At 64.4% G+C, this 23,728-nt stretch carries 19 protein-coding genes and 2 pseudogenes; 11 read left to right on the top strand and 10 right to left on the bottom strand.

Annotated elements, in window-relative coordinates; translation table 11 throughout:
- Positions 1–9: 9 nt before the first annotated feature.
- Positions 10–144: pseudogene (locus tag RHA1_RS49360) on the top strand (IS3 family transposase); the annotation flags it as partial.
- A gap of 263 nt (positions 145–407) precedes the next feature.
- Positions 408–1,754 carry an MFS transporter gene (locus RHA1_RS13075; protein ID WP_011595382.1) on the top strand — a complete coding sequence of 449 codons (1,347 nt, stop codon included), beginning with the start codon at positions 408–410 and terminating at the stop codon, positions 1,752–1,754.
- A 710-nt stretch (positions 1,755–2,464) separates the two neighbouring features.
- Here RHA1_RS13075 and RHA1_RS13070 read toward each other — a convergent pair.
- On the bottom strand, positions 2,465–3,589 hold the full coding sequence (locus tag RHA1_RS13070) for an NADH:flavin oxidoreductase (RefSeq protein ID WP_011595379.1): 1,125 nt from the start codon (positions 3,587–3,589) through the stop codon (positions 2,465–2,467).
- A 941-nt stretch (positions 3,590–4,530) separates the two neighbouring features.
- Here RHA1_RS13070 and RHA1_RS13065 point away from each other — a divergent pair.
- A complete protein-coding gene (locus tag RHA1_RS13065) occupies positions 4,531–4,971 on the top strand; it encodes a hypothetical protein (RefSeq protein ID WP_011595377.1) in 441 nt (146 codons plus the stop codon).
- A gap of 47 nt (positions 4,972–5,018) precedes the next feature.
- Here the strand turns inward: RHA1_RS13065 and RHA1_RS13060 are convergent, their stop codons facing one another.
- Both RHA1_RS13060 and RHA1_RS13055 read right to left on the bottom strand, forming a co-directional pair.
- Complete coding sequence (locus RHA1_RS13060) at positions 5,019–5,408, bottom strand: excalibur calcium-binding domain-containing protein (RefSeq protein WP_011595376.1); 390 nt, start codon at positions 5,406–5,408, stop codon at positions 5,019–5,021.
- Positions 5,405–7,282 (bottom strand): ATP-binding protein, encoded by a 1,878-nt coding sequence (locus RHA1_RS13055; RefSeq protein WP_237726874.1) that lies wholly within the window; start codon positions 7,280–7,282, stop codon positions 5,405–5,407. The genes RHA1_RS13060 and RHA1_RS13055 overlap by 4 nt, the downstream gene beginning before the upstream one ends.
- Positions 7,283–7,888: 606 nt before the next feature.
- Between RHA1_RS13055 and RHA1_RS13050 the strand changes: the two genes are divergently transcribed.
- The 8 genes and pseudogenes from RHA1_RS13050 (at position 7,889) to RHA1_RS13020 (ending at position 16,604) form a co-directional block, all read left to right on the top strand.
- A complete protein-coding gene (locus tag RHA1_RS13050; protein WP_011595374.1) occupies positions 7,889–8,842 on the top strand; it encodes an AraC family transcriptional regulator in 954 nt (317 codons plus the stop codon).
- Between the two features lie 40 nt (positions 8,843–8,882).
- Positions 8,883–10,910, top strand: a complete 2,028-nt coding sequence (locus RHA1_RS13045) for an acetoacetate--CoA ligase (protein WP_011595373.1) — start codon at positions 8,883–8,885, stop codon at positions 10,908–10,910.
- Between the two features lie 190 nt (positions 10,911–11,100).
- On the top strand, positions 11,101–12,012 hold the full coding sequence (locus RHA1_RS13040) for an MBL fold metallo-hydrolase (RefSeq protein WP_009475392.1): 912 nt from the start codon (positions 11,101–11,103) through the stop codon (positions 12,010–12,012).
- A gap of 432 nt (positions 12,013–12,444) precedes the next feature.
- Positions 12,445–13,344 (top strand): alpha/beta hydrolase, encoded by a 900-nt coding sequence (locus RHA1_RS13035; protein ID WP_009475391.1) that lies wholly within the window; start codon positions 12,445–12,447, stop codon positions 13,342–13,344.
- Positions 13,345–13,493: 149 nt separating this feature from the next.
- Complete coding sequence (locus RHA1_RS13030) at positions 13,494–13,934, top strand: tautomerase family protein (protein ID WP_011595372.1); 441 nt, start codon at positions 13,494–13,496, stop codon at positions 13,932–13,934.
- Positions 13,935–14,374: 440 nt separating this feature from the next.
- Positions 14,375–15,127: an enoyl-CoA hydratase/isomerase family protein gene (locus tag RHA1_RS13025; protein WP_011595371.1), complete on the top strand. Its 753-nt coding sequence runs from the start codon at positions 14,375–14,377 to the stop codon at positions 15,125–15,127.
- A 52-nt stretch (positions 15,128–15,179) separates the two neighbouring features.
- Positions 15,180–15,465, top strand: a pseudogene (locus tag RHA1_RS53550) (IS1634 family transposase); the annotation flags it as partial.
- A gap of 365 nt (positions 15,466–15,830) precedes the next feature.
- Positions 15,831–16,604: an SDR family oxidoreductase gene (locus RHA1_RS13020; protein ID WP_011595369.1), complete on the top strand. Its 774-nt coding sequence runs from the start codon at positions 15,831–15,833 to the stop codon at positions 16,602–16,604.
- Between the two features lie 170 nt (positions 16,605–16,774).
- Here RHA1_RS13020 and RHA1_RS13015 read toward each other — a convergent pair whose 3' ends face one another.
- From RHA1_RS13015 to RHA1_RS12985, 7 genes are all read right to left on the bottom strand, one after another.
- Positions 16,775–16,963, bottom strand: coding sequence for a hypothetical protein (locus RHA1_RS13015; protein WP_016882460.1), 189 nt, complete (start codon positions 16,961–16,963; stop codon positions 16,775–16,777).
- Between the two features lie 865 nt (positions 16,964–17,828).
- Positions 17,829–18,029: a tautomerase family protein gene (locus RHA1_RS13010; protein ID WP_011595366.1), complete on the bottom strand. Its 201-nt coding sequence runs from the start codon at positions 18,027–18,029 to the stop codon at positions 17,829–17,831.
- 81 nt (positions 18,030–18,110) lie between these two features.
- The gene (locus tag RHA1_RS13005) at positions 18,111–19,385 is read right to left on the bottom strand and encodes a lipase family protein (RefSeq protein WP_011595365.1); all 1,275 of its coding nucleotides are present in this window, start codon (positions 19,383–19,385) and stop codon (positions 18,111–18,113) included.
- A 499-nt stretch (positions 19,386–19,884) separates the two neighbouring features.
- The gene (locus RHA1_RS13000) at positions 19,885–20,316 is read right to left on the bottom strand and encodes an ester cyclase (protein WP_011595364.1); all 432 of its coding nucleotides are present in this window, start codon (positions 20,314–20,316) and stop codon (positions 19,885–19,887) included.
- 318 nt (positions 20,317–20,634) lie between these two features.
- Positions 20,635–21,738 (bottom strand): NAD(P)-dependent alcohol dehydrogenase, encoded by a 1,104-nt coding sequence (locus tag RHA1_RS12995; protein WP_011595363.1) that lies wholly within the window; start codon positions 21,736–21,738, stop codon positions 20,635–20,637.
- Positions 21,735–23,261, bottom strand: a complete 1,527-nt coding sequence (locus RHA1_RS12990) for an aldehyde dehydrogenase family protein (RefSeq protein ID WP_011595362.1) — start codon at positions 23,259–23,261, stop codon at positions 21,735–21,737. Before RHA1_RS12990 ends, RHA1_RS12995 begins: the two co-directional genes overlap by 4 nt.
- A 31-nt stretch (positions 23,262–23,292) precedes the next feature.
- A complete protein-coding gene (locus RHA1_RS12985) occupies positions 23,293–23,697 on the bottom strand; it encodes an SCP2 sterol-binding domain-containing protein (RefSeq protein WP_011595361.1) in 405 nt (134 codons plus the stop codon).
- Positions 23,698–23,728 lie beyond the last annotated feature (31 nt).

Below are 23,728 nucleotides of genomic sequence, written 5' to 3'. Positions count from 1 at the left end.
AATCTGACTCGGGTTCTGGGCTGGTGAGTGATGACTGCCAAGACCACGCCGTTGGTCAGCGGCGTTCTCGGACAAGCACTGTGCACCTGCAGGAGAACAGATTTCCGGTTCACCTCAACAGGTTTGAGGCATTACTCGGATGCTAACCGTCGAGGTTGAGTGGGAGACTGCCGAATGGAGTCGGTCCGCTGTTCAACACGGACCGACTCCATTCGTCAATCGATTAATTTCCACCGAACGACTACGACACGCGCTACCGTGAACAGCCCCGTCGCCGCCTCGATCCTCGAGATGGTCTGAACGATGTCTCCAATTACGTCAGGGCGGATCAATCCGCGTATCGGACATTCAGGGCGATCACAGCTATGCACACATGTTTAGACGCCACCGCAGAGTGAGAGAGACCAATGACGAACCGGCACGACATACCTAAAACGGACGAAGTAGCGAAAAGAGGAAAAATACGCGGCCTGATTGCCGCGTCCACGGGAACAATCGTCGAGTACTACGACTTCACCGTGTACGCCTATCTTGCAGTGGTAGTGGCTCCGTTGTTTTTCCCCGGAAGTGATCCGACTGCTGCGTTGTTGGCCAGCCTGGCCGTTTTTGCGTCGGCTTACCTCATGCGTCCGCTCGGCGGCATCTTCTTCGGTCGAGTAGGCGACCGCAGCGGGCGGAAGACGGTGCTGCTGCTGTCCGTGCTGCTCATGGGAGCCTCGAGTCTCTTGATGGCCTTTCTTCCGACGTATGAGACCGCAGGCATTATTGCGCCCATTCTGCTCGTGCTGGCCCGCCTCGCTCAGGGCTTCTCGGCCGGCGGCGAATTCGGCGGCGCCATGACGTATGCCTACGAGATCACCGGACCGAAGCGGAAAGGGTTGGCGGCTTCCTTCGTCTTCCTGGGTGTAACCGGGGGGTTTGCGCTAGCCGCAATCTGCGTTGGTTCGGTGTCGAGCCTGCTGTCCGCGTCGCAGATGGCGTCGTGGGGTTGGCGCATCCCGTTCCTGTTGGGCGTTCCCCTTCTTGCGATCTGTCTATGGGCTAGAAGCAAAATCGACGATAGTTCCGAGCACGAAAAGTCTGTTCAGGATGGCGCGGTGGAGAATTCTCCACTTCTGACATTACTCAAGACACAGACCGTGAGAGTCCTTCAATCTATTGGTATTTCGATCCCCGCCAGCGCCTGCCTGTATATGGTTTTCACGTACCTCGGTATACATCTCGCGAGGGAAAATGATCTGGGGACCAGCGAAGTTGCATGGATCTCAGCAGGCATCATCGCCTGCATTACGATCCTGATGCCGGTGTACGGGTTGATCACCGACCGTGTCGGGGCGCTCAAGGCGTATACAGGTGGGATTATCGCGTGCGTCGTGTTGGTCTTCCCGGTTCTCCACCTGACAGCGACGGGAAGTCGAACGGTTGCGGTCGGTTCCTTCCTGGTGTTTGGACTGGCAATGGCGATAGTGGTCGTAGCCGTATCGGCTGTCTTGCCATCTCTATTCGACTCGCGCACACGAGTAACCGGTGTCGCTCTGGCCAATAACTTCGCGAATCTCGTGACCGGCGGAACGGCAGCTTACGTATCCACATGGCTGATCAGAGAAACCGGTAGCGCTGTATCCCCGGGATTCTTTATCACTGCTTCCTGCTTCTTCGGTTTCGTTGCTCTGCTCTCGATCAGGAGAGCAGCATCGACGATCAAGAACTCCCAAGTCATGCAGTCCGCGCCTGCAGAATCGGTCGACTCCTGACTTCTACAACCCTTGCACGCCGTGCTCGGAGGAATGTTCTCGCTGGCCCGGGACCCTTCCGCCGCCGGAATCCCCGTCGCGGCGTGCTGCCGGATGCCGGGATTCTCCCGGCAAGCGTTCTACGAGGGGACCCGATCCCGTGTCCCGACGGGAGCGGGACGACGACCATCTGATCAACGCCGCGTTCGCTATCCCCGGCGACGATCCAGAGTTCGGGTAGCGGTTCATCGCCGACGAACTACCCGCGCACTGGATCGTCGCCGGCGAGAACCGTGTCCGCCGATTGTGCTCGCAGCAGCGGGTCCTCTCGGTGTTCGCCAAGTAGTGAGGACTTCATCGTCGATCCGGGCCGCCGGTCCGTGACGACCTCGTCTGGGGCCAGTTCAGCGTCCAGCAGCCGAATCGGCTGTGGGTGAGAACATCACCGAGCACTCGACAGATGACGCTCACCTATTTCTGCGATCAAGGATTGCTAATCTGTTCGGATCGTTGGTCATTCGATCGTCGACCGAATGACTGCGGACCTGGCGCGTGTTCGGCGCCCACAGAACGCGATCGCGCTCCGCAACCCGGACGGCACGTGGTTCATTCCGATCGGGGTGGCCAGGGCGATTCCATCGGTGGTCGCAACACCGTATCGTGAGGTCGAGCGTACCTGTGCGGCAGACACTTCCGCTGGCGTTCTGCAACCGTGGGCTTCGGAAATCACCTCAGTGAAGGGTCTCGAGGAGTGCCGCGTCGTACGGTTCGGCGTCTTCGAGCCGCCCGTCGAGCGCCTTGCGGGCCCACTCGGGGTCGGCGATCAGGGCACGTCCTACCGCGACGAGGTCGAATTCATCACGTCCGGCACGGTCGAGAAGTTCTTCGATACTCGTAACGGCTGACCGGTCCGGACGTCCAGCCGGACCCACGAACTCCTTGTCGAGACCGACGGATCCGACTGTGACGGAAGCCTTCCCGGTGACGTTCTTGGCCCAGCCAGCCAGGTTGAGGTTGCTGCCTTCGAACTCCGGAATCCAGTACCGTCGAGTGGACGCATGGAAGACGTCGACACCTGCGTCGGAGAGAGGTGTTAGAATCGCCTCCAATTCCGCGGGTGTCTCGGCAATACGCGCGTCGTACTGCCCGGTCTTCCACTGCGACAGTCGGAAGAAGACCGGGAAGTCGGGCGCGATGGATTCCCGGACGGCCGCGACGACCTCGGCGGCGAAGCGGACCCGGGAGGCGAGGTCACCGCCGTAGGAATCCGTACGCTGATTCGTCCGTCCCCAGAGGAATTGATCGACGAGGTAGCCATGGGCACCGTGCAATTCGACGCCGTCGAAGCCGAGCTCCTGCGCGGCGGCAGCGCCGGTCGCGAAAGCGCCGATGACATCGTCGATATCGGCTGTACTGAGGGCAACCCCCGCCGGCAAGCCGTCGAGGGCGAGACCGGAGGGTCCGACGGGCGGCGCCGTACGGACGGGTCCGACCCCCTCGGTACGCGTGGAGCCGACATGCCAGAGCTGCGGAATGATCTTTCCGCCGGCCTCGTGGACGGCCGATGCGACACCGCGCCAGCCAGCGAGCGATTCTTCGCCCCAGAAACGCGGGACCCGGTCGCTGGAGCCCGACGAGGGGTGCTGGACCAAAGTCCCCTCGGTGATGATCAGGCCGACATTCGCGGCGGCCCGGCGTGCGTAGTACTGCGCCACGTCGTGGCCGGGAACCCCGTCTGGGGAGAAGAACCGTGTCAGCGGAGCCATGACGATGCGGTTGGGCACGGTGAGGTTGCCGACGCTGAAGGAGCGGCCGAGAACCTGCGCAGTACGTACCGCATCTGACGCGATGGACATTTGTTCCTCCTTGGTTTCGGGGCGACTCGAGGTCGACAGCGACGTGATGGTTCGGAAACCCGATGCGCTTCTCGGCGTCGAACACGATGTAGGCCATTCTGCCACCCTGCAAGAGAGATGGCTCGCTCTCTTGTGGTGAGTTTGCCCACTCGGCTCTTCGGCGAGGGGGCTGCCTGCGACTCTCACGCTAACCGCGGCTCGCCCGGGCGAGCCGCACATAACGCCGCGCGCTTGTGTCCACGCTGCTGGTCGACGAGGTCGTACGGTCACAGCACGCTGAGGATGTCTTCGATCCGCTGCTTCGCATCACCGAACAGCATCTGGCTGTTGTCGCGGACGAACACGGGTGCGCGGCGGAGGGCGGATGGACCCTGCATGCTGCGGGGGCGGGCCCTGCAATCCACTAGTTGACATAATATTTGTTGTCGGCACATCGAAAGTACTGCCTGCCAGTGCATTTGTGACGATCATCGGTCGGATAGCGACGTGTGCCGACCCGTGAGCAACGCGTCGTGCCGGGTGCACGGCAGCCGGTCGCGGTGAAGTTCCGTGGGCGCCGACCGGGGTTCTTCGGCGCCCACGGCTCGTGATGCGCGATAGTGGCAGGGTTCGGACTCGGTCCGCCCGATGCAGGAGGTCTTCTGATGTCACTATCGCTGGCCCGGGTGCTGACTCGGGCGCCGGGGGAGTGCGTCGGCACCCGGTGACCTCACGGGTCGGGTGTCATCGGTATCGGTCGGGGCAGGCGCCCGGCGGCTATCGCCTGCGACCGAGCACACGGTGCAGTGCGCGCGTCATGCGAGGAGCGGCTCGCGTTGGGGGCCCGGCGGTGACCTACGACGACGCTCCAGTTCTGGCCTTCTGGTTGTCGTCGGGCCGTGTGTCAGCGGGCCGGAGGGCAGGAGTGGTGCAATGAAGGTGTGTGACGAGGTGAGTGAGCGATGAAGCAGGTCCTGAAGGCGGTGCTGGTGTGCCTGGTCGTCGGCGCCGCGGTGCTGGTGGTGTGGGCGGTGGCGTCGCGACCGGACTCGCCCGAGCCGCCGCGCCCGCTGCCCGATACCGCGGTCATGGTCCACGGCCGGCCGACGACGTGCAGTGAACTCTTCGGGCAGCCCTGTGATTTCGGGTTGCAGTCCGCCTTCAACCGGTGGGGGCCAGGCCTCGGCCCGTTCGTCGATTCCGGGGTCCTGGGCCCGTACGCCGAGCGGATCGGGTTCGTGGCGTCGGCGAAGCTGAGTCTGGACGCCTGCGCACTGTCGCACACCACCGGAAAGACGGTCCTCGAATTCGACGAACAAGCGCAACGGCAACACCCGGACGCCGGCAGCCCCGAGTTGTTTCCGTTCTGGAACAGGACCCGGCAAACCCTGTGCCCCCTGTGACCCGCACCGTCGACGACGGCACGGCGTCGGGCGACGGTGACGCCGCCTCACTTGTCGCAGGCGATACCGTCCTTGTCCCGGTCGAGTTTCGTCGAGTAGCCGGCCTCGCCTTGGTAGATCGGCGCGGCGCCGGCTGCTTTTGCGTCGGCGCAGGACGCGTAGCTGACCGATGATTGCGGGGCGGCCGGGATCACGGCGGGGGCGGGCGGGGGAGCAACGGCCACCGTTGTCGTGGGCGCGACCGGCGGGGCGACGGCCGACGTCGTGGTCATCGGCAGGGCGGCGGTGGTCGTGGCGGGCGCCGCGCTGGTGGTGGTCGTGGGTCGTGCGGTCGATGCGTCGACCAGCCGGGCCAACGAGGCCGTGGTGGTGGGCGACGTGCTGCTGGACGGCGCGCCGCCGCCGCAGCCGCTGATGAGGGCGGAGATGACTATCACCGATTTGGCGATTCCGGCGCGCGCCGTTGTGCCACCCAGGTCGCGATCTGAGTGCGGGAGTTGAACCCAAGTTTCCCGAAGATGTGCTCCACGTGTACGTCGACGGTGCGCCGGGAGATGACCAGCTTGGCTGCCACGTCCTTGCTCGACATTCCCTGCGCCACCAGCTCCGCGACCTCGCGCTCTCGAGGTGTCAACAAGCTGTCGGCCTGTCGGGGCTCGACGGGGGAGACTCGGTGCTCTCGGAGCGCGAAGCTCAGCATGTCCTCGACGGTGAGCTGGCCTCCGCGCGCAAACGCGGTGTCGAAGCCGGGGTTGCCCATCGCCTGCCGAGCCATGTTCTCGAAGTGTTCGCGCCGCGCGAGCAGGTGTTTCGCTCCGAGCAGTGGGACGCCAATGGTCTGCCAGGCCTGGTCCGATGCGCCGAGGAGCACGGCGGCCCGCTCGCAGTCGCCGCTCGCCGCGGCGGTCCAGGCGAGAACGTCCAGGATGAACGCCAGGCCCAGACTGTCCTGGGTGAACCGCTTGAGCTGGAGCGCCTCGCACAGATCGGCTTCGGCCTGCTCGAGCTCGCCTTGGAGGAGCCTCAAGAACCCCTTCGCCCACATGGCGTAGGACAACAGCCAACGCTCGCCGGCCTGCTTGCACTGTTCGCATGCCTCCTCGACCACTTCGGCGGCTCTGTCCAGCTCGCCCGACAGCACGTAGGCCATGGTCAGTGCAGGCCGCACACTGTTGGGGTAGTCGGCGGGTACGTCGGCGCACCCATATCGCTCGAGCGCTTCAACCAACAGTGGAATCGCAGCGCTCGGGTCGGTGCCCAGTTCGCGTAGGCCGAGCATATGGGTTGCGTAAGCCAGGCCCTGTGGGTCGCCCAGTCGGCCCGCCAGATCGTGGACGGCGTCGATCAGTGCAGTAGCAGCAGCCTCATCGCCCTGGAAGACAGCGATGTCGGCGGCGGTGCCCAGCGCCCAAACCCGCTCGAGACTCGGTTCTTGATCCATTGCCAAAGCCCGGTCCAGCCACAGGCGGCCTTCGGTCATGAAGCCGAGCGCAGTCCAGAGGAACCAGGGCAGGCCCGCCATCCGCAGTCCGACGCGCACCTCGTCTGGCCGCGCGAGGCAGAATTCGAGCGCCGAGCGCACGTTCGGATGTTCCACACGGAGCAGGGCCGCCCAGGCCTCCTGTCCCGGACCGAACCACTCCGCGGCAGCCTTCTCGATCAGCCGCCAGTACCAATCTCTGTGCCTGCGCTGCACCTTCGCTTCGGAGCCGGACTCTCGTAGTCGGGCGTGACCGTACTCCCGGATAGTCTCCAACATGCGGAACCTGACGCGCCCGCCGTGCTCGCCTCGGATCAAGATCGACTTGTCGGTCAGCCCGGCCACCGTGTCGAGAATGACCTCCTCGGCAAGCAACTCGTCCGCGCAGACAGCCTCGAGCGCGTCAAGGCCGAACCCACCAGCGAACACTGATGCGCGCGCCCACAGCGTCTGCTCCGCCGGAGTACACAGCTCGTAGCTCCAGTCGATCAGTGCCTGAAGAGTCTGATGCCGCTTCGGCAAGTTACGACTGCCCTCGCGAAGCAGCTCGAACCGACTATCCAGCCGATGCGCGAGCTCCTCCACCGTGAGCACGCGCAACCGTACCGACGCCAGTTCGATCGCCAACGGGATCCCCTCCAGCCGCTGACAGAGCCGGATGACCGCCTGTTCATTGTCGGGGGTGATCTCGAACCCGGGAACGACCGCAGCAGCCCGGGCGGCGAACAGGTCGACAGCCGCGAACTGCGTCGCCGAGCCGGGAGCGAGACGGACATCGACGTCGGGCACCGGGAGCGTCGGAACCGGGTACACATGCTCACCGGCGATCATCAGCGCTTGTCGGCTCGTGGCGAGGATCCGCAGTTTCGGCGCCGCCCGGAGCAGCCGGTCCACCAGGTCCGCGGCTGCCTCGAGTATGTGCTCGCAGTTGTCGAGGACCAACAAGGTGTGCCGGGGGCGCAAGTAGTCGGTAAGGACCAACGGGGCAGGGGCTGACTGCTCGCGAATCCCGAGTGCATCTATCAGCGTGTGCGGCAGCAGGTCTGGGTCCTTCAGGGACGCCAGTTCGACCAGCCAAACCCCATCCGGGAAGGCGCGGCAGACATCACGGGCAACCCGCAGTGCGAGGCGGGTTTTGCCGACCCCGCCTACCCCGGTCAACGTGACGAGCCGGTCGGCGGAGAGAAGCTTTCGGACAGTCTGGGTCTCGGATCGACGGCCTACGAAACTCGTCAGATCCGCGGGCAGGTTGTCCGGCTGGTTCGCCGACAGTGAAGCCATGGTCCGACCAGACTAACGCTCACGTCCGACCGGGAGCGGTCGGGCCGCAGCGCGAATAGGTAATGGAATACGTGATTCACACAATGCCCCCCGTGGTGGTCCACAGGCAGGCTGTACAGGCACATCAAACCTAGTCCACTGCTTTGGGAGGCCCCGATGACCGCGACCGCAGCCACCGAAATCGAAGTCCTCGACGTCGAGGCGGCCGGGCCTGGGGCCCGCTGGGAGACTGCGGTCCGCGATGTCTCGGGGCCCATGACGGTGCAACACCGCAAGAGGTGGGGCAATGCCACTCGCTTGCGTTCGCGAGACGTCGGCGACCTCCAGCTCGCGGACTGGGACTGCCCGCCCCTGCACAGCGTGCTGTCGCTGGGTAAAGATCGTGACGCTGAGCGCGATGTCGTCGTGGTCGTGGCAGGTGACTGGGGCGACGAGCGACTTTCCTTCGCTGGCACGGATGCCGCGCTGGTGAGCGGGACAGTGGTCGTGGCCACCGGCGGTTACGACGGTGACGGCTTCGCGGTGCCGGAGCGGGTCAGGAAACGCACGCTGACCCTGCCGCGGGCCGCGCTGCTGGCAGCTGGTTGCGACGCGAACATTCCCGGCTGCCTCGTGCTCGAGCAGGACCGGCCGCTGGTCGGCGTCCTGTTTACGACCCTTGACCAGGTCTGGAGCCGGCTACCAGCCATGCATCCCTCGGAGATCGAGGCGACCCGCCGGGCGCTGGTGGCACTGACTGCCGGCATCATCCGCGCAGAGACCGGCTCTGTCACAGGTCGATCGGCCTTGGCTGCTTTGCGCGCGCAGATTGACAACTGGATCACGCGCAATCTTCGTAGCGGTCCGATCCATATCGAGGATCTTGCGGCCGCCCACAACGTCTCGACACGAACCATCCACCGGGCCTTCTCCCTGACCGGGGACACCATGACCGCGGTCGTGCGCGCACGGCGAATGGCCGCGGTCCGCGAGGAACTTGTGAACTCCAACATGACCATCGCGACGATCGCTCACCGATGGTGCTACTACGACCCCAGCCACCTTCGCCGGGAGTTCCACCGCTGCTTCGGGGTCTCGCCGAGCGAGTACCGGGAAAGCCACGGTTGCTGATGCCCGTCCTGACTAGCAACGAGCGAAGAAGGGTGCAGATATGGATTTCGGAATGGACGCGATCGTGGAGTTGAGTTCGATCGGACCCGGGGACGTCGCCTGGTCGCCCTCGGCAGAACGGATCGCCGACGCCCGGATCAGTGACTTCATCGACTGGCTGCAGGCGACGGGCCGATTCGAGGCCACCTCCTACCAGTCCTTGTGGGACTGGTCGGTGACCAGCCCGGAGGAATTCTGGGCGTCGATGAAGGACTACTTCGGAGTGCGCATGACCGGCGTTGGCCCGGTGCTGGCAACACGGGAGATGCCCTTTACCGAATGGTTTCCCGGCAGGCGGCTGAACTATGTGGACACGGTGCTGAGCCACGCCCAGTCGTCCCGCCCGGCGATCATCGACGACTCCGAACCAGGCGGGGCCGGGCCGCGGACGGTTTCCTGGACCGAACTCGCCCGCCAGGTGACCGCGCTGGCGAACTGGCTGCGCGCCCGGGGCGTCGGAGAGGGCGACTGTGTGGTCGGATACCTCCCCAACGTTGCCGAGGCAGTCATCGCCTTCCTCGCCACCGCGAGCGTCGGAGCGACCTGGTCGTGCTGCGGACAGGACTACCAACCCGAAGCGGTTGTCGACCGCCTCGGACAGCTCCAACCGGTGGTCCTCGTCACGGCCGACGGCTACCGCTTCGGCGGACGCGAGGTCGACCGGCTCGCGGCCCTGCCAGCCCTGCAGGCTGGGATGCCGACGCTGCGTGAGGTACTCGTCGTCGGCCGACTTCACTCTGGTACGAGTGTTCCCGCAGGCACCACGCCGTGGGTGGAGGCAGTCACAGGGGGTGGGCCGGCCATGACCCCCGCGCACGTGCGGTTCGACCACCCCCTCTGGGTGCTGTTCTCCTCGGGTACGACCGGGAAGCCGAAGGGGTTTGTTCACGGCCACGGTGGAGTCGTGCTCGAGCACCTCAAAGCCCTGGCTCTCCATCTCGACCTGGGGCCTTCCGACACGTATCTCTGGTACACCTCGCCGAGCTGGATGGTCTGGAACTCCCTCGTGAGCGGCCTGCTGACCGGCGCGACGATCGTCTGCTACGACGGAAGTCCGTCGTACCCGACCGACGACGCGCTGTGGGCGCTCGCAGCCCGCCACAAGGTCACCGTGCTGGGCACGAGCCCGGCATACCTCCAGGCCTGCGCCCGAGCGGGTCGGTCACCCGGCACCGACCACGATCTGCGTCGGCTGAGGACCCTCGGGGCCACCGGATCCGTGGTCCCTCCCGAGCTGCACTCCTGGGTTGCCGATCACATCGGCCGCGATGTGCCGCTCGCCTCGGTGACAGGGGGCACCGATGTCGCCAGCGGCTTCGCGGGCTTCGTGCCGATCCTGCCGGTGCGGGCCGGGGAGATCACAGCCCCATACCTGGGCGTGGCCCTTGACTCGTGGGACGCCGACGGCCGAAGCCTGCGCGATGCCGTGGGCGAGCTGGTGGTCACCCAGCCGATGCCGTCCATGCCGACCCGATTCTGGAACGACGGCGACGGGGCCCGCTACCGAGAGACCTATTTCGAGAGCTACCCGGGAGTTTGGCGGCATGGTGACTGGGTCACCATCACCGAACGAAACACCGTGATCGTCCACGGACGCTCTGATTCCACGCTGAACCGTAACGGGATCCGGTTCGGTACCGCCGACATCTATCGCGTCGTCGAAGAACTCCCGGAGGTAGCGGAAGCCCTCGTCATCGGGGCGGAGCAGCAGAACGGCGAGTACTGGATGCCGCTGTTCGTCGCATTGTCCGATCACGCCGATCTCGATGACGCGCTCCGCGAGCGCATTGTCGGGCGGATCCGCGAGGCGGTCTCGCCCCGCGTCGTACCGGACGACGTGATCGTCGTCAGGGCGATCCCGCACACCCGAACGGGCAAGAAGCTCGAAGTCCCGGTCAAGCGCATCCTGCAAGGGAACGACGTCTCCGCGGTCGCCGAAGCACGATCGATCGACGACCCGTCCCTGCTGGAAACCTTCGCCCGCTACGCAGCCACTCGTGCTGCGACCTCACCGGTGCAGGGCGCGTGAGAACCACGACCCGCTGGCGTTGGGCCTGTCGGTTGAGTCACGCCCAGCGAATCGTGGCGGCTGTGTACCCGTGTCCGGCACGGTCGACCTATGTCCCGGAAACGGTGCGCTCATACCGTTGAACTAACCGCGGTGGGCCGGAGGCCCACCCGATGCCACTGACCAATCACTCCCATTCTGGAGGCGCTTCATGGATACCGACACTCGCCCGCCCGCCGCAGCCGCCCCGCCGATCCGAGCGACCGTGTACGTCGGTCGCTGGCCCGAGATCCCCGCGGGAGACTGGCCTGATGTTCCCAGCGGGACGTTCTCGCCCACCACCGCGACCCTCATCAGCGGTCCGACCGAAGCTGTGCTCATCGACGCCCAGTACCTCGAGGATGACGTCCGGGACCTGGGGGACCTGATCGAACGCACCGGGAAGACCCTCACCACGATCTACGTGACGCACGCCCATGCCGATCACTACCTTGGCATCGGTCCCCTCATGGAGCGGTTCCCGGACGCGAAGTGCGTTGCGCTGCCCCACGTGGTCGAGGCCATGAAGGAATCCATGGAACTACAACGACAGCAGTGGGCGATGCTGTTCGGCGACGCCTGCGTCGTCAGTGATGCGCTCCCCGACCCGATCGACGACAACACGCTCTACGTCGACGGCTCGCCTCTCAACATCGTCGAGGTGAAGCAGGCCGACATCCATCCCACGACGATCGTGCACATCCCGGAGATCGATGTCGTCGTGGCCGGTGACTCCATCTACAACGAGATCCACCCGATGCTCGGTCTGTCGACGCCCGAGGAATGGCAAGACTGGCTCGAGACCGTGGACCTGGTGGAGAAGCTGGCACCCAAGGTGATCGTCGCCGGCCACCGCAGGCCCGACGGCGACGACCACGCCGTCGATTCCATGATCGCCGAAACACGGTCCTACATCCAGGACTTCGCCGCTGCCTACGACGTTGCGGACGATGCGGAGGATCTGGTCCGCATCATGTCGGCGAAGTACCCGGGGCACGGAAACCTCTGGACCTTGCAGTTCTCGGCCATGAACGCGATCCAGCTTCGAGACGCAGGTTCGACCGTGGCGGACATCCGGCCGTAACTTCCCAGGCTGGACCCCGCGCGCAGCGAATGACGCCCGCAGCTCGGGACTCGCAGAACAGCGAGCCCCACGCCTCGACGCGGGTCCCTCCTGCCCCGGCCCATCGCCGCGAGGGGTGCAGTTCTAGGCGTTCGGCTCGAGCACCGCCACTCGATACCGCGCGGTGGCCGCGAGACATTGTGCAACGCGCTCACCGCGCAACGGCACCACGGTCGAGTCGTACGTCGCGCCGTGAAACAGGCCAGGCCGAACCGGGTGCGTCTCGACGGCCGGCCCCCTCCCGAAACGGATTCCGATGGGATTTCGCGGCCGGGGTAACGGCAAACCGCACGTGGCGGACGTGTACTCGGATTGGGCGCAAGCATCCCTTCAACGGTGTGTCCCACGTCACTACCTTCTTCAACAAGCGTACAAATTTCGGAAGGATCTCCAATGCCACGTGAGGATATTGAATTCTCAGCGGACGATGTCACCTTGCGCGGGTGGTTCTATCCCGCGGAAGGGGCCCAGTCCAAGGGCCCAGTGGTGGTGATGGTCCATGGACTGTCCGCCGTCAAGGAAATGTATCTCGACGACTACGCCGAGTCCTTTTCCCAAGCGGGACTGAACGTTCTGGTGTACGACCACCGAAACTTCGGCGCCAGTGACGGCGCTCCGCGCCAGCACATCGATTCGATCACCCAGGCCCGCGACCTTCGCCACGCCATCACGTATGCGACTGGCCGCGAGGACGTCGACCCCGGCCGTGTCGGCATCTGGGGATCGAGCCATGGCGGCGGCCTCGTGCTGAGCGTGGCTGCGGTCGATCGTCGGGTGCGAGCCGTTGTCGCCCAGGTCCCCTTCATCAGCGGGTCCGGCCAGATGACGCGGCTCGTTCGTCCGGACTTCCTGCCAACGGTGCGCGCCCAGCTGGACGGCGAACGACGCAACCTCTACCACGGCGGGGAGCCCACGCTCATGCCGGCCGTCGACGCCGATCCGCTGGCTCCCGCGCTGATGTCCAGCACCGAATCCTGGGAGTTCTTCACCAAAACCGCGCAGGACAGGGCTCCGTCCTGGCGCAACGAGGTGACCCTCGGGTCGCTCGAGCGGATCGTCGAGTTCGAGCCCGGCGACGGAATCCACCGGATCTCACCGACCCCACTACTGATGATCGTGGCCGACCAAGACATCAGTGCATACGCAGAACTCGCCTTCGAGGCCTACGAACGGGCCCTGCAGCCCAAGCAGTTGCTCGTACTGCCGTGTGGCCACTTCGACGTGTATACCGGTGCCGCGTTCGAAGCATCGTCAAAGGCTGCGGGCGAGCACTTTGTGCGCGCCCTGGCGTAGGACCCGTCCGCGACTACGGGTCCATAAAGAACCTTCGTGCAGGCAACATCAGACCTCAGTTAGATGAGCCCATTCGGACCGCCCGACCGAAGCAATCGCTATCGCGGCACAAGTCCCGCCGCACCAATCCAATGAGAGGAAACCGCGCCATGCCGTACTGGGAGATCTTCACGCCCGAGAACGCCTTCACCCCCGATGACAAGGAGCAGCTGTCCGAGGCGATCACGTCGATCTACGTGGACTACGTCAACCTGCCACGGTTCTACGTGGTCGTCCTGTTCAAGGACATGCCGAAGGAGACGATGTATGTCGGGGGAAAGGCGAACAACAACTTCGTCCGGATCCGACTCGACCACATCGCCCGGCAGATGGAGACCGCAGAGGTTCGCGCCTTGATGATGACAGTGGCCGAGGAGAAGCTCGCGCCCTTCATCAAGGAGCGCGGCTACGACTGGGAGATCCACATCGACGAGACCCCCATGGACCTCTGGCGCACGCAGGGTCTGGTGCCGCCGCCGCCCGAGTCGGACATGGAGAAGCTCTGGGCCAAGGAGAACCGACCCATTCCGTACGACGTCGCTGCCTCGTGACTGAGGATCCCGGGGTACGTCTCCGGACGGCGAGATGTGAACCCGCATGCCATCGGAGTTTGGGGGGTCCAGCCTTGCCGGCGGACACGCGCTCAGTGTGGCGGCCGTGGACCGCCGCATCCGCGCTGCGGTCGCCCAGGTTCCGTTCATCAGCGGCTCCGGCAATCTCACCAGGCTCGTTCGCCCCGACTCCGTGAAGACCGTTCGACAGCGCGCCCGCCGAGCTCGCCTTTCAAGCCTACGAACGAGCGCTCGAACCGAAGCGGCTTGTCGTCACGGACGGTGGGCACTTCGATCCCTGTATGGGCGTGATCTTCGACCAGGCCGCGCGGGCAGCCTGCGACCATTTCACGGCTCATCTGCCATAGCGGTTTGGTCGACTCCGGCGGTTGCTCTCAACAGACTGTCTGGATATTCGGCTGGGAAGGTTGTACGGCGAAATGCAAGATATCTCTTACGAAGAAATAGGCCACGTCGGGGTGATCACGCTGATGCGGCCCGAGGTGCACAACGCGTTACGGCTCGAGACCTACGCCGAGCTGACCGAACTCGTGCACAACGCGACGGCTCGCGTATTGGTCATCACCGGTGCCGGACGATCCTTTTGCTCGGGCGACGATGTCCGAGCGGTGAGCGGTGGCGCAGGTCCGGTGTTTGACGAAGAAATCACTCCGGCCGCGGGGGCCCTGTTGGCCACAGATATTCCGGTCATCGCGGCTGTGAATGGCACCGCCGTGGGATGGGGGATGGAGCTTGCGCTGCTGGCCGACATCCGCATCGCGGCACGGAGTGCGCGTTTCGGCGAGCTGTTCGTCAAACGGGGGTTGTGCAGTGACGTAGCGGGGCTCGGCCGCCTTACGCAGATCGTCGGGCGCGAGCTGGCAGCAGAGTTGCTTTTCACTGGCGAGATGATCGACGCGGAGAGGGCCCGGCAGATTGGGCTTGTCAGCCGAGTCGTCGACGACGAGCAGGTGATGCCGGTCGCACTCGAGCTGGCGGAGAAGATCGCGGCGAACCCGCCGTTGGCTGTCGCCGCGACCAAGCGCGGCCTCCGCCTTGCACTGGATCCTGACTGGAATGAATTCGGACGCTGGGTGACCGCCACTCAGACGTCGTTGTTCACCACCGTAGATCACCGTGAGGGTGTCCGCTCATTCCTCGAGAAGCGCGAGCCTCGGTATGTCGGTCGATGATCGCGTCGGCCGCGAGGAAGGCGTTCGCAGCGGCGGGTCGGTGAGCGATCGCCACACCCTCGATACCGAAGGCATAGCCAGGGCTCGTTCCCTCATGGGATTGAACGGCCACGTGATCAACCTTCCTGTTTCTGCTGATGAATCCACCTGAATTGATGGAGAAGTATCACTTTCTGTGGGAGGTCGAGCAGCCATTTCGGAAGGCGAAAACACGCGGGCGGGCCGATTTTCGGCCACACCCGAGATTCGAGCGAGGCGCACTTGACTATCTGTTCGCTGCGTTAGCGATCTCGCGCAATCTGCAGGCCGAGATGTCGATCCGCAAGATTGTGCGCACACCGCCCTCGATCCACTCACGGCTGATGCCGCGAGCCTCCCTCATTCCTTCGAAACCCCGAATCTCCGGCAGGATTGGCACATTGGTGCAACTCGGGTAGGGCACGGGTTTGCAACGAGCTGTCACTTCTATCCAAGGACTCAGGATATTTGAGTACTTATAGCCGGTAGGAACAATACGCGCGTCCGTCCTGGCGCTGAAGTCGCACGAATCGTCTCACGAAGCCGGCAGTTTCCTGAACGCGGACTTGGCCGTGCTGACGCTACTCGTGAACTGCGCCAAACCGACCCATCGTGCATACATTCAGGTCGAGTGCACCGGACTGACTGGAACCAGCTACATCGTCTAATGGAAAGGAAGGTGGCCATGCCTGCATCACTCGAAGGCAAGGTCGTGATCGTCACTGGATCGGGCGGCGGAATCGGCGCTGTGATCGCCGCCCGGTTCGCGAAGGAAGGCGCTCGGGTTGTCGTCTCCGATCGACACCGCGGAGCCGCCGAGGCAGTTGTTTCCCGCATCCCCGGCGCGAGCGCAATCCCGGCTGATGTGACCCGCGAGCAGGACGTTTCTGCACTGATAGAACGGACTGTCGAAGAGCATGGGGCTTTGCATCACGTGGTCGCCAACGCTGGGATAATCAGCGCATCGCATCCGATCGCGCAGACGCCGCTCGATGTTTGGCGATCCACCATGTCAGTGAACCTTGACGGTGTCTTCCTGACCATCAAGCACAGCGCGGCGGCTATCGCGAATTCCGGTGGTGGATCGATCCTCACCCTCTCGTCCATTTCGGGGACCGGGGGCACACCTCTCGCGGCGGCTTACGGGGCGTCGAAAGCTGCAGTTCGTAACCTCACCGCAACAGCTGCAGGTGAACTCAGAGCACAGAACGTCCGAGTCAACGCCCTGGTGCCCGGCTACGTTGATACTCCGCTCATTGACTCTGAAGTCCCAGTTTGGGAGTCCACCATGGGCCTCGCCCCTGGCGGTTTCGCTCAGGTAATCGACCAGAAGCAGGGGCGGTTGATATCCCCAGAGGATATCGCAGATGCGGCTCTTTTCCTCACTTCGGACCAAGCTTCGATGATCACCGGGAGTGCCTTGACCGTCGACGGCGGTTTCACGAGCCAATTGTTCTGAAAAGTTCATAGGATGGGTTGTGTCACGGGAGTCCAACGTGAGGTCACCATAATTCAATGCCCGGCGAAATACAGCGGACTTCCCGGGAAACCGTTCCCCGGGAACCGCGGCCCGACGGCAGTCCGCAGGCGGCGAGACCCTCGACCGCTGACCCCTTCGGCCGAGGGCCGTCACCCGTCGCGCGTGGACCGAGGACGAATGATCGAACCCACCTCCTCGGGCCCCGCGCGGCCCGGCGCGAGATCATCCTCACCCCCTTCGATGAACTCCTTGACCTTCGACATATCGTGGCGTTGAATTCCCTGCTCTGCCCGGCAATGTTGGGTGGTGGTGGAATCGATCTTCCGAACCTCCTTCACCCCTCCATGAACTGAGGAAACGACAAGGGCACTGGGGAATGAGGAATCTGATCCAGATACGCGAGTTGACTGGATAAGGGACTTATCAAGTTCTGTCGATCTCATGGCGGAGAGTCGCTCATCGTTTGGGGTGTTTGATCGCGGGGGTAGCTGACCTCGAACCGGAGCGAATCTTGCGGTCCGGCCGCAAGGGTGCCTTGGCGGTGTGGCGTGATGCGGTGGCGTTCAAAACCCTCTACGGAGGGGCCTGCGCCGCAACGAAGTCCGGCACCTGCAGCTGGTCGATCTCTCCCGCAACGCCCGGGCACCCATCCAGTCCCTCAGTCGCTGCAAATTCTGCATTCGAAATGCATATCCTGCAATGGCGCGAGGTGAACACACAGGTCAGAGGCTGTTTCGTTCGCTCGGCTCGGCTGCCCACGTACTGCGTATCGCAAATGTCACCGCCTCGCCCAATTCACCAGGGCCGCAGGTGAATACCCTCGGAGACGGCAGCGGAGTAGCGTTACCACGAGTGGTCGGTTATTCGCGGGCCATGCGAATAACCAACTTACCAGTTTACGTAATATTGCTACTGAGCAAATAGAAATTCCTGTCTGCCAGCGCATTTGGAAGGCGACACTGCCGAAATAGTCGTGATCGCCGCAAAGGCCGGGACGAGCCGCGTCCAGGATCAGCCCTTCGCGGAGAACGCCTACGAGCTGACCGCTTTCTGCCGGCACGAATGCGCCCGCGACCGTCACGATCGATCGTCGGGAACCGCCGACAGGCCGGAGCCGGACCGTCGGCCCGTGTCGGGATCAGTGCCCGGAGCCCGGACAGACAAGGCCCGGGGCACGGCGACGCCGTACCCCGGGATCCTCAGTCACGAGGCAGCGACGTCGTACGGAATGGGTCGGTTCTCCTTGGCCCAGAGCTTCTCCATGTCCGACTCCGGCGGCGGCGGCACCAGACCCTGCGTGCGCCAGAGGTCCATGGGGGTCTCGTCGATGTAGATCTCCCAGTCGTAACCGCGCTCCTTGATGAAGGGCGCGAGCTTCTCCTCGGCCAATGTCTTTGCGTTCATCGCCTAGCAGTGCGGCCCGGTTTGGGTCGCGCCACTCGGACGCGATCCAGGCCGGCGCCTCTAGCCGAATCGGCTAGGGTGTCAATGGTTGAACCGGTCGATGAGCCATTGCACGGCGGTCGGATTGTCGAGGAGAAGCCCGACCCCATGCCCCGCGGCCCCGAGTTGCGGTAGCAGCGGAGGCGTGTCGAGATGTGCCACGGTTACGTCGGCGCCGGCACCACGCCAGGCGTTCTCCAAGTCGTAGGTGTCCGCGGCGGGGGTGACGTCGTCGTTGACGTTCCGAGCGAGGAGAACGGGATCAGCGGGGGCTGGTGTGCCCAGGTTGAAGCTGTCGAGAACAGCCCGGATCGCGGGATGGGCTTGCAGTTCGTCGATGATGGGTCGGCCCCTGACCGTCAACGAGCTGGTGGGCTGATAGGCATGGAATAGGGCGTTCACGTCGCATTCGGTTGCGGTGCGGTGCAGGAAGTCGATCCCGTCGGAGTTGAGCATCGTGGTGACCGCCTCCGTGAATTCCGGGTGGCTGGCCAGCAGGCCGTTGAGGAAGAACCCGATTACATCGGTGAGCGCTTTGCCGTCGACGTTCGACAGGGTAGAGGCGACGTTCGCCGGCGGTGCGCCGACAACGGTGCCCGCGAGGTTGAGTTCCGGAGCGTAGCTGTGGGCGAGTTGTGCGGCGCCACCGGCTGCCGAGCCGCCTTGCGAGTATCCCCAAATTCCCACCGGCGCACGCGGTGTCGCCGCGCCGAAGCGAATGGCGGCCCGTGTTGCGTCAAGCACGGCGTGCGCTTCGGGTACCGGTTGCAGGTACGTGTGTGCGCCCGGGGTACCGAGCCCCTCATAGTCGGTGACCACGACCGTGATGCCGCGTGCCAACAGCGACACGACGTCGAGAATGTATAGGTTGGGCATCGGTGTTCCGGCGCCATCGGTAGTGATGCCGTCGGCGATCAGTTTCGAGGGGGCGCAATTGTCGCCCGCGCCGATGGTGCCGTAGGTATAGCTGACGAGGGGGCGTGGCCCGGACCCAGGCCACGCCGCGGTCGGCTCCAGAATCGTTCCGGTGACCGCGACCGGCGCGCCGACGGTGTCGGAGGAGAGATACATGATTCGGGTTGCGGACGCGGCCGGTACCAGAGCCGCCAATGGCGAAGCACCCAGCGGGCGGAAGGGTTCGCTGCGGATCAGATCCCCACTGTTGCCGGCGGGCAACGGATGCGGTGGAAGATAGAAGTCCGCCGCGGCTGCGGCGGTTAGCGGTTCGGCCACCACTTGTCCAGCCGACCCGAACATGGCCACCGCAGCGAGCGTGACTGCCGCGGCGGTCACGGCGCGAAAACGATGACGTTTCATCCGAACCCTCCTAGGGGTATTGGTGATATGGATCACAACTCCGGCATGGCTCGATATAGCACCCAAACCCCCGAATGGGGGGCGCGGAAGAACCTCTGCTGCAGGCGATGCGCCGCGGTTCCGGGTATGCCGTGTGGAGGTCGACATTCTCTGGTACTCGGAGACGGGCTGGCAACGCAGCATGAGTATCCGCGGTGTTCGTAGCTGCCGAGCATGAGCAACCGGCATGGCTGTTTCACTCCACGGCAACAATTTTGCGCCGATATGGGGGCGATCGGCTTCATCTTTATGACACGTGCCACCGGCGGCTGCCCGTCCCGTGCCCCACCACCGGGACGTCTCAGTTTCGCCGGTCCCGTGGTTGTGGTCGCACTCACGACCGATCGCCGGCGCCGAAAGCCTGGTCAAAAGCACGGCCGCTAGCGGGAGGGTTCTGTGGCGGACGCGTGTGTACCGTTCGCATCGGTCCCGGTCTATCCGATGTAATTCTGGCCAAGTCTCAACCCAGTGCGGACATTTGGGTGAGGAAGTCGTGGTGGTCGTAGTAGACGGTGTAGTTCTTCACCCGACCGTCGGCGAGTGTCCAGAATTCTCCCAGGGTGATGTCGAGGGACCGACCCGTCGGTGGAATGCTCGAGCCGTCCGGCAGCGGGAGGTCTTCCGTGTGTGTCCCGGTCACGCGCAGTTCGAAGGCGATCTCGTCGCCATCGACCACAACGCGGCGTGGATGATGGCGGAGGTCGGGAAACGTGGCGAAGAACCCCGCCATCCACAGGCACACATAGGGGGCGCCGACCTGGGTGAAACCAGGAGCGACAATCTCGCACTCGGGGTCGAGCATCGATTCGACCCGGTCGAAGTCGTGCGCATCGACGGACGCGAAGAAGCGCTGGATGAAGTCAGCAGTGACAGCAGGGGTGTCGATAGGCATCGAGTCAGATCCTTCGTGGTTGAACACGGTGATGTGTTGGTGGATGGGGTTTGTGTACCAATGGTTGGGGCCGTGGGTCCTGAGCCCAGAAAGGCACTGCGCCGGTTGGTGCGAGGTGGCGTGGGCGGTCCCGTTGCGGACCGCCCACGCGGCGTCACACGGAGGAGCGCGCAGGCCACGCTCCCGTGACTGGGGGTCTCGGAGGTGCACCGTTGACTTGTCCCACGTGTGGACATCGGCAGCTTCGTCATTCGTCCGGCCACGACGGGAGGAACACCCTCGCCACGAGGATCGAACATGTTTCCCGGCATCTAGTGCTCAGTCGAACACGATCACCGGTTTGATGACCGACCCCGCGGCAGCTGCCGCGAGGGCCTCGTTGATCTCGGGCAGTGTGTAGGTCTCGATGAGTTTGTCGAAGGGGAACTGTCCGTTCTTCCACAGATCGACCAACTGTGGGATGAACTGGTGGGGGTCGACGTCGCCTTCTATGACCCCGGTGAGTGTGCGACCGAGTAGGAGATGGCCTTGGTCGATCCGAACTTCGTTTTCGAGGCCTTGTAGTCCGAGGGTGGCGCAGATGCCTGGGGATCGCAGCACTCCCAGCGCCTGCTGCACGACGGACTCGAGTCCTACGGCGTCGACGCTGAAATCGACACCGTTGGCACTGATGTCGGTGACCGCCCACACGATGTCGTCGATCGCAGAGGGGTCGAGGGTGTGGGTGGCGCCGAGTTCGGTGGCCAGGTTCAGGCGTTCCGGATTCGGATCGATCGCGATGATCGGTGTGCAGCCGAGCGCGTTGGCCGCCATGAGAGCGCTGAGCCCGACCGCGCCGAGACCGAACACCGCAATGCTCTGCCCGGGTTTTGCCCGCAGGACACTCATTACGGTGCCGGCCCCGGTCTGCAAGCTGCAGCCGAGGGGCCCCAACAGTTGCAGGGGCAAGGATTCGTCGACCTTGACGGCGTTGCGTGCGCTCGCGACGGCGTGGGTTCCGAACGAGGATTGGCCGAACCAGTTGCCGTGGACCGGTTCGCCGTCACGGCTCATGGTGGTCGAGCCGTCCAGGCGTGTGCCGAAGTAGTTCAGCGCCGCGAACAACTCACAGTAGGCCGGCCGACCCGAGGTGCATTGAGTGCAGGTTCGGCAGGAGTCGAAACTGACCACGACGTGATCGCCGGGTACGAGGGCCGTCACTTCGGCCCCGACCTCTTCGACGATCCCGGATGCTTCGTGTCCGAGCACCGCCGGCAACGGGAGCGGAACACCGCCACGCAGAGCGGTGAGGTCCGTGTGGCAGATCCCGACGCCGGCGACACGGATCCGGATCTCGTCCTCGGCGAGCGGACCGACCTGCACATCGACAACCGTGAGCTTCTCGTCCGGCGCCTCGAACAGCGCGACACGTGCGCGGCTCATCGGTTCACCGCCGCCTGGGCCGCGGGCAGGACAAGGTCGTACACCTTGCGGTCGACGGAGCGCGAGAGGTCGACGTGGACGAACTTCTCCTCGGTGTACTCGTCGAGCGCGTGGGGTCCGAGTTCGCGGCCGTTTCCGCTCTGCTTGTAACCACCGAAGGGGTAGAGAGCGTTGACCATGTGCCAGTCGTTGATCCAGACGGTGCCCGACTCGATTCGCGCCGCGACGACGAGTGCCGCTTCGAGGTCTTCGCTCCACACCCCGGCCGACAATCCGTACTCGGAGTCGTTGGCGATCGCGACGGCTTCGTCGACGGTGCGGTACTTCAGAACCGACAGGACGGGACCGAAGATCTCCTCGCGGGCGATGCGCATGTCGGGTGTGACGTCGGTGAAGATCGTCGGGCGCACCCAGTGCCCTTGCTCGAATTGCGTTCCGGTGGGCGGTTCACCGCCGAACGCGAGGGTTGCGCCCTCCTTCTGGCCGATTTCGATGTAGTCGAGAATCCGGGCGTGCTGCTCGGCGGAAATGACCGGACCGATGTCGGTGTCGAACTCCGACGGGTCGCCGACCTTGATGGTCGCCGCCCGCTGCACCAGGCGGTCGACGAATTCGTCGTGCAAGCTCTCGGGCAGCAGCAGCCGGGTTCCCGACTCGCATGCCTGACCAGCGTAGAGGAAGCAGGCGAAGAGTGCCCCGTCGACCGCGGAGTCGATGTCGGCGTCGGCGAGCACGATGTTCGGTCCCTTGCCGCCGAGTTCGAGGGTGACCTTCTTGATGTTCTCCGCGGCAAGCTTGCTGATCTCCCGGCCGACCGCCGTCGACCCGGTGAAGGCGATTTTGCGTACGTCCGGGTGTGCGGCGAGACGGGCTCCGACCTCTTCGCCGGCACCGGTGACGATGTTGAGGACACCTTTCGGCAGCCCGGCCCGTTCCGCCGACTTGGCCAGTTCGAGCAGGGTGAGCGGCGTCTTCTCGTCGGGCTTGAGCACGATGGTGTTGCCGGCCGCCAAGGCGGGACCGAGTTTCCACACAGCAAGCAGCAGCGGGAAGTTCCACGGCACGATGCCGGCGACCACACCGATCGGTTCCCGGCGCACGATCCCGGATGCCAATGTCGGGTAGGACAATTGCGGCCCTGACCGCTCGAATTCGTAGGTGCGGGCCAGGTCGGCGAAGTACTGCAGATGCGAGATCGAGTAGCCGACGTGGAAGGCCATCGCCTGGCGGATGGTGACGCCGTTCTCCTTGACGTGCAGAGCAACCAGCTCCTCCATGCGCTCGGACAGGTCGGCGACAATCGCCGACAGGATGTCGGCGCGTTCGTCCGGCGTCTTCGTGCGCCACTCACCCCGGGCGTGGGCAGCTTTGGCGGCGGCGACCGCCTGGTCGAGGTTCTCGACGGAGCCACGGGCGGCGGTGGCGACCAGTTCGCCGTTCGCGGGATCGATGATGTCGAACGTGCGGTCGGTATCGACCCATTGACCGTCGATGAACTGGGTGTAGTGCGGTATGGCTGTCATGGTTGGGATGTCCTTGCTCGAGGCCGTGTGATCAGCTGTGCTGGGCGTCTTTCTCGGCGACCAGGTTCTTGTAGATCGGGAAGAGCGGCTTGGAGATCGGAATCAGCTTGAGGATCTTCGACACCGGGCCCTTGGCCTTGACCTGGCCCTTGGCCAACCCCACCGCGACGTTGTATTCACCGCGCCAGAACTTGTTGCCGTTGTCGGCGGACATCGCCAACCGGACGTCCGGGATGAGGTCGTTTTCGCCTTCGATCACCTCGATGCCTTCTGGCTTCAGTGTGACGGTGAGCGACGAATCGGGGTTGGTGTAGTCGAGTCGGAGGATGAGGTCGGCGTCCTTGAGCGCAGGGCCGGCGGTCGGTTCGTCGTTGGCTGCGCGGAAGACTCCGCCCAGGTAGCGGTAGACCTCGGAGGCGTCGGTGAAGTAGCTCATGGTGTTTTCCCTTTCGGATTGGGGTCTGTGG

This window comes from Rhodococcus jostii RHA1, from assembly GCF_000014565.1.
Classification (GTDB): domain Bacteria; phylum Actinomycetota; class Actinomycetes; order Mycobacteriales; family Mycobacteriaceae; genus Rhodococcus_F; species Rhodococcus_F jostii_A.
Note: the sequence above shows the minus strand (reverse complement) of the source record. Positions and strands in the feature narration are given on the sequence as shown.

What these genes read in the sequence shown, in the direction of transcription:
- RHA1_RS13030 (WP_011595372.1), top strand. Translation starts at nt 13,494, where the DNA reads ATGCCGTACTGGGAGATCTTCACGCCCGAGAACGCCTTCACCCCCGAT.
- RHA1_RS13070 (WP_011595379.1), bottom strand. Translation starts at nt 3,589, where the DNA reads ATGTCCATCGCGTCAGATGCGGTACGTACTGCGCAGGTTCTCGGCCGC.
- RHA1_RS12995 (WP_011595363.1), bottom strand. Translation starts at nt 21,738, where the DNA reads ATGAGCCGCGCACGTGTCGCGCTGTTCGAGGCGCCGGACGAGAAGCTC.
- RHA1_RS13010 (WP_011595366.1), bottom strand. Translation starts at nt 18,029, where the DNA reads ATGAACGCAAAGACATTGGCCGAGGAGAAGCTCGCGCCCTTCATCAAG.
- RHA1_RS13065 (WP_011595377.1), top strand. Translation starts at nt 4,531, where the DNA reads ATGAAGCAGGTCCTGAAGGCGGTGCTGGTGTGCCTGGTCGTCGGCGCC.
- RHA1_RS13045 (WP_011595373.1), top strand. Translation starts at nt 8,883, where the DNA reads ATGGATTTCGGAATGGACGCGATCGTGGAGTTGAGTTCGATCGGACCC.
- RHA1_RS13075 (WP_011595382.1), top strand. Translation starts at nt 408, where the DNA reads ATGACGAACCGGCACGACATACCTAAAACGGACGAAGTAGCGAAAAGA.
- RHA1_RS13025 (WP_011595371.1), top strand. Translation starts at nt 14,375, where the DNA reads ATGCAAGATATCTCTTACGAAGAAATAGGCCACGTCGGGGTGATCACG.
- RHA1_RS12985 (WP_011595361.1), bottom strand. Translation starts at nt 23,697, where the DNA reads ATGAGCTACTTCACCGACGCCTCCGAGGTCTACCGCTACCTGGGCGGA.
- RHA1_RS12990 (WP_011595362.1), bottom strand. Translation starts at nt 23,261, where the DNA reads ATGACAGCCATACCGCACTACACCCAGTTCATCGACGGTCAATGGGTC.
- RHA1_RS13050 (WP_011595374.1), top strand. Translation starts at nt 7,889, where the DNA reads ATGACCGCGACCGCAGCCACCGAAATCGAAGTCCTCGACGTCGAGGCG.
- RHA1_RS13055 (WP_237726874.1), bottom strand. Translation starts at nt 7,282, where the DNA reads ATGATCGCCGGTGAGCATGTGTACCCGGTTCCGACGCTCCCGGTGCCC.
- RHA1_RS13020 (WP_011595369.1), top strand. Translation starts at nt 15,831, where the DNA reads ATGCCTGCATCACTCGAAGGCAAGGTCGTGATCGTCACTGGATCGGGC.
- RHA1_RS13005 (WP_011595365.1), bottom strand. Translation starts at nt 19,385, where the DNA reads ATGAAACGTCATCGTTTTCGCGCCGTGACCGCCGCGGCAGTCACGCTC.
- RHA1_RS13000 (WP_011595364.1), bottom strand. Translation starts at nt 20,316, where the DNA reads ATGCCTATCGACACCCCTGCTGTCACTGCTGACTTCATCCAGCGCTTC.
- RHA1_RS13035 (WP_009475391.1), top strand. Translation starts at nt 12,445, where the DNA reads ATGCCACGTGAGGATATTGAATTCTCAGCGGACGATGTCACCTTGCGC.
- RHA1_RS13040 (WP_009475392.1), top strand. Translation starts at nt 11,101, where the DNA reads ATGGATACCGACACTCGCCCGCCCGCCGCAGCCGCCCCGCCGATCCGA.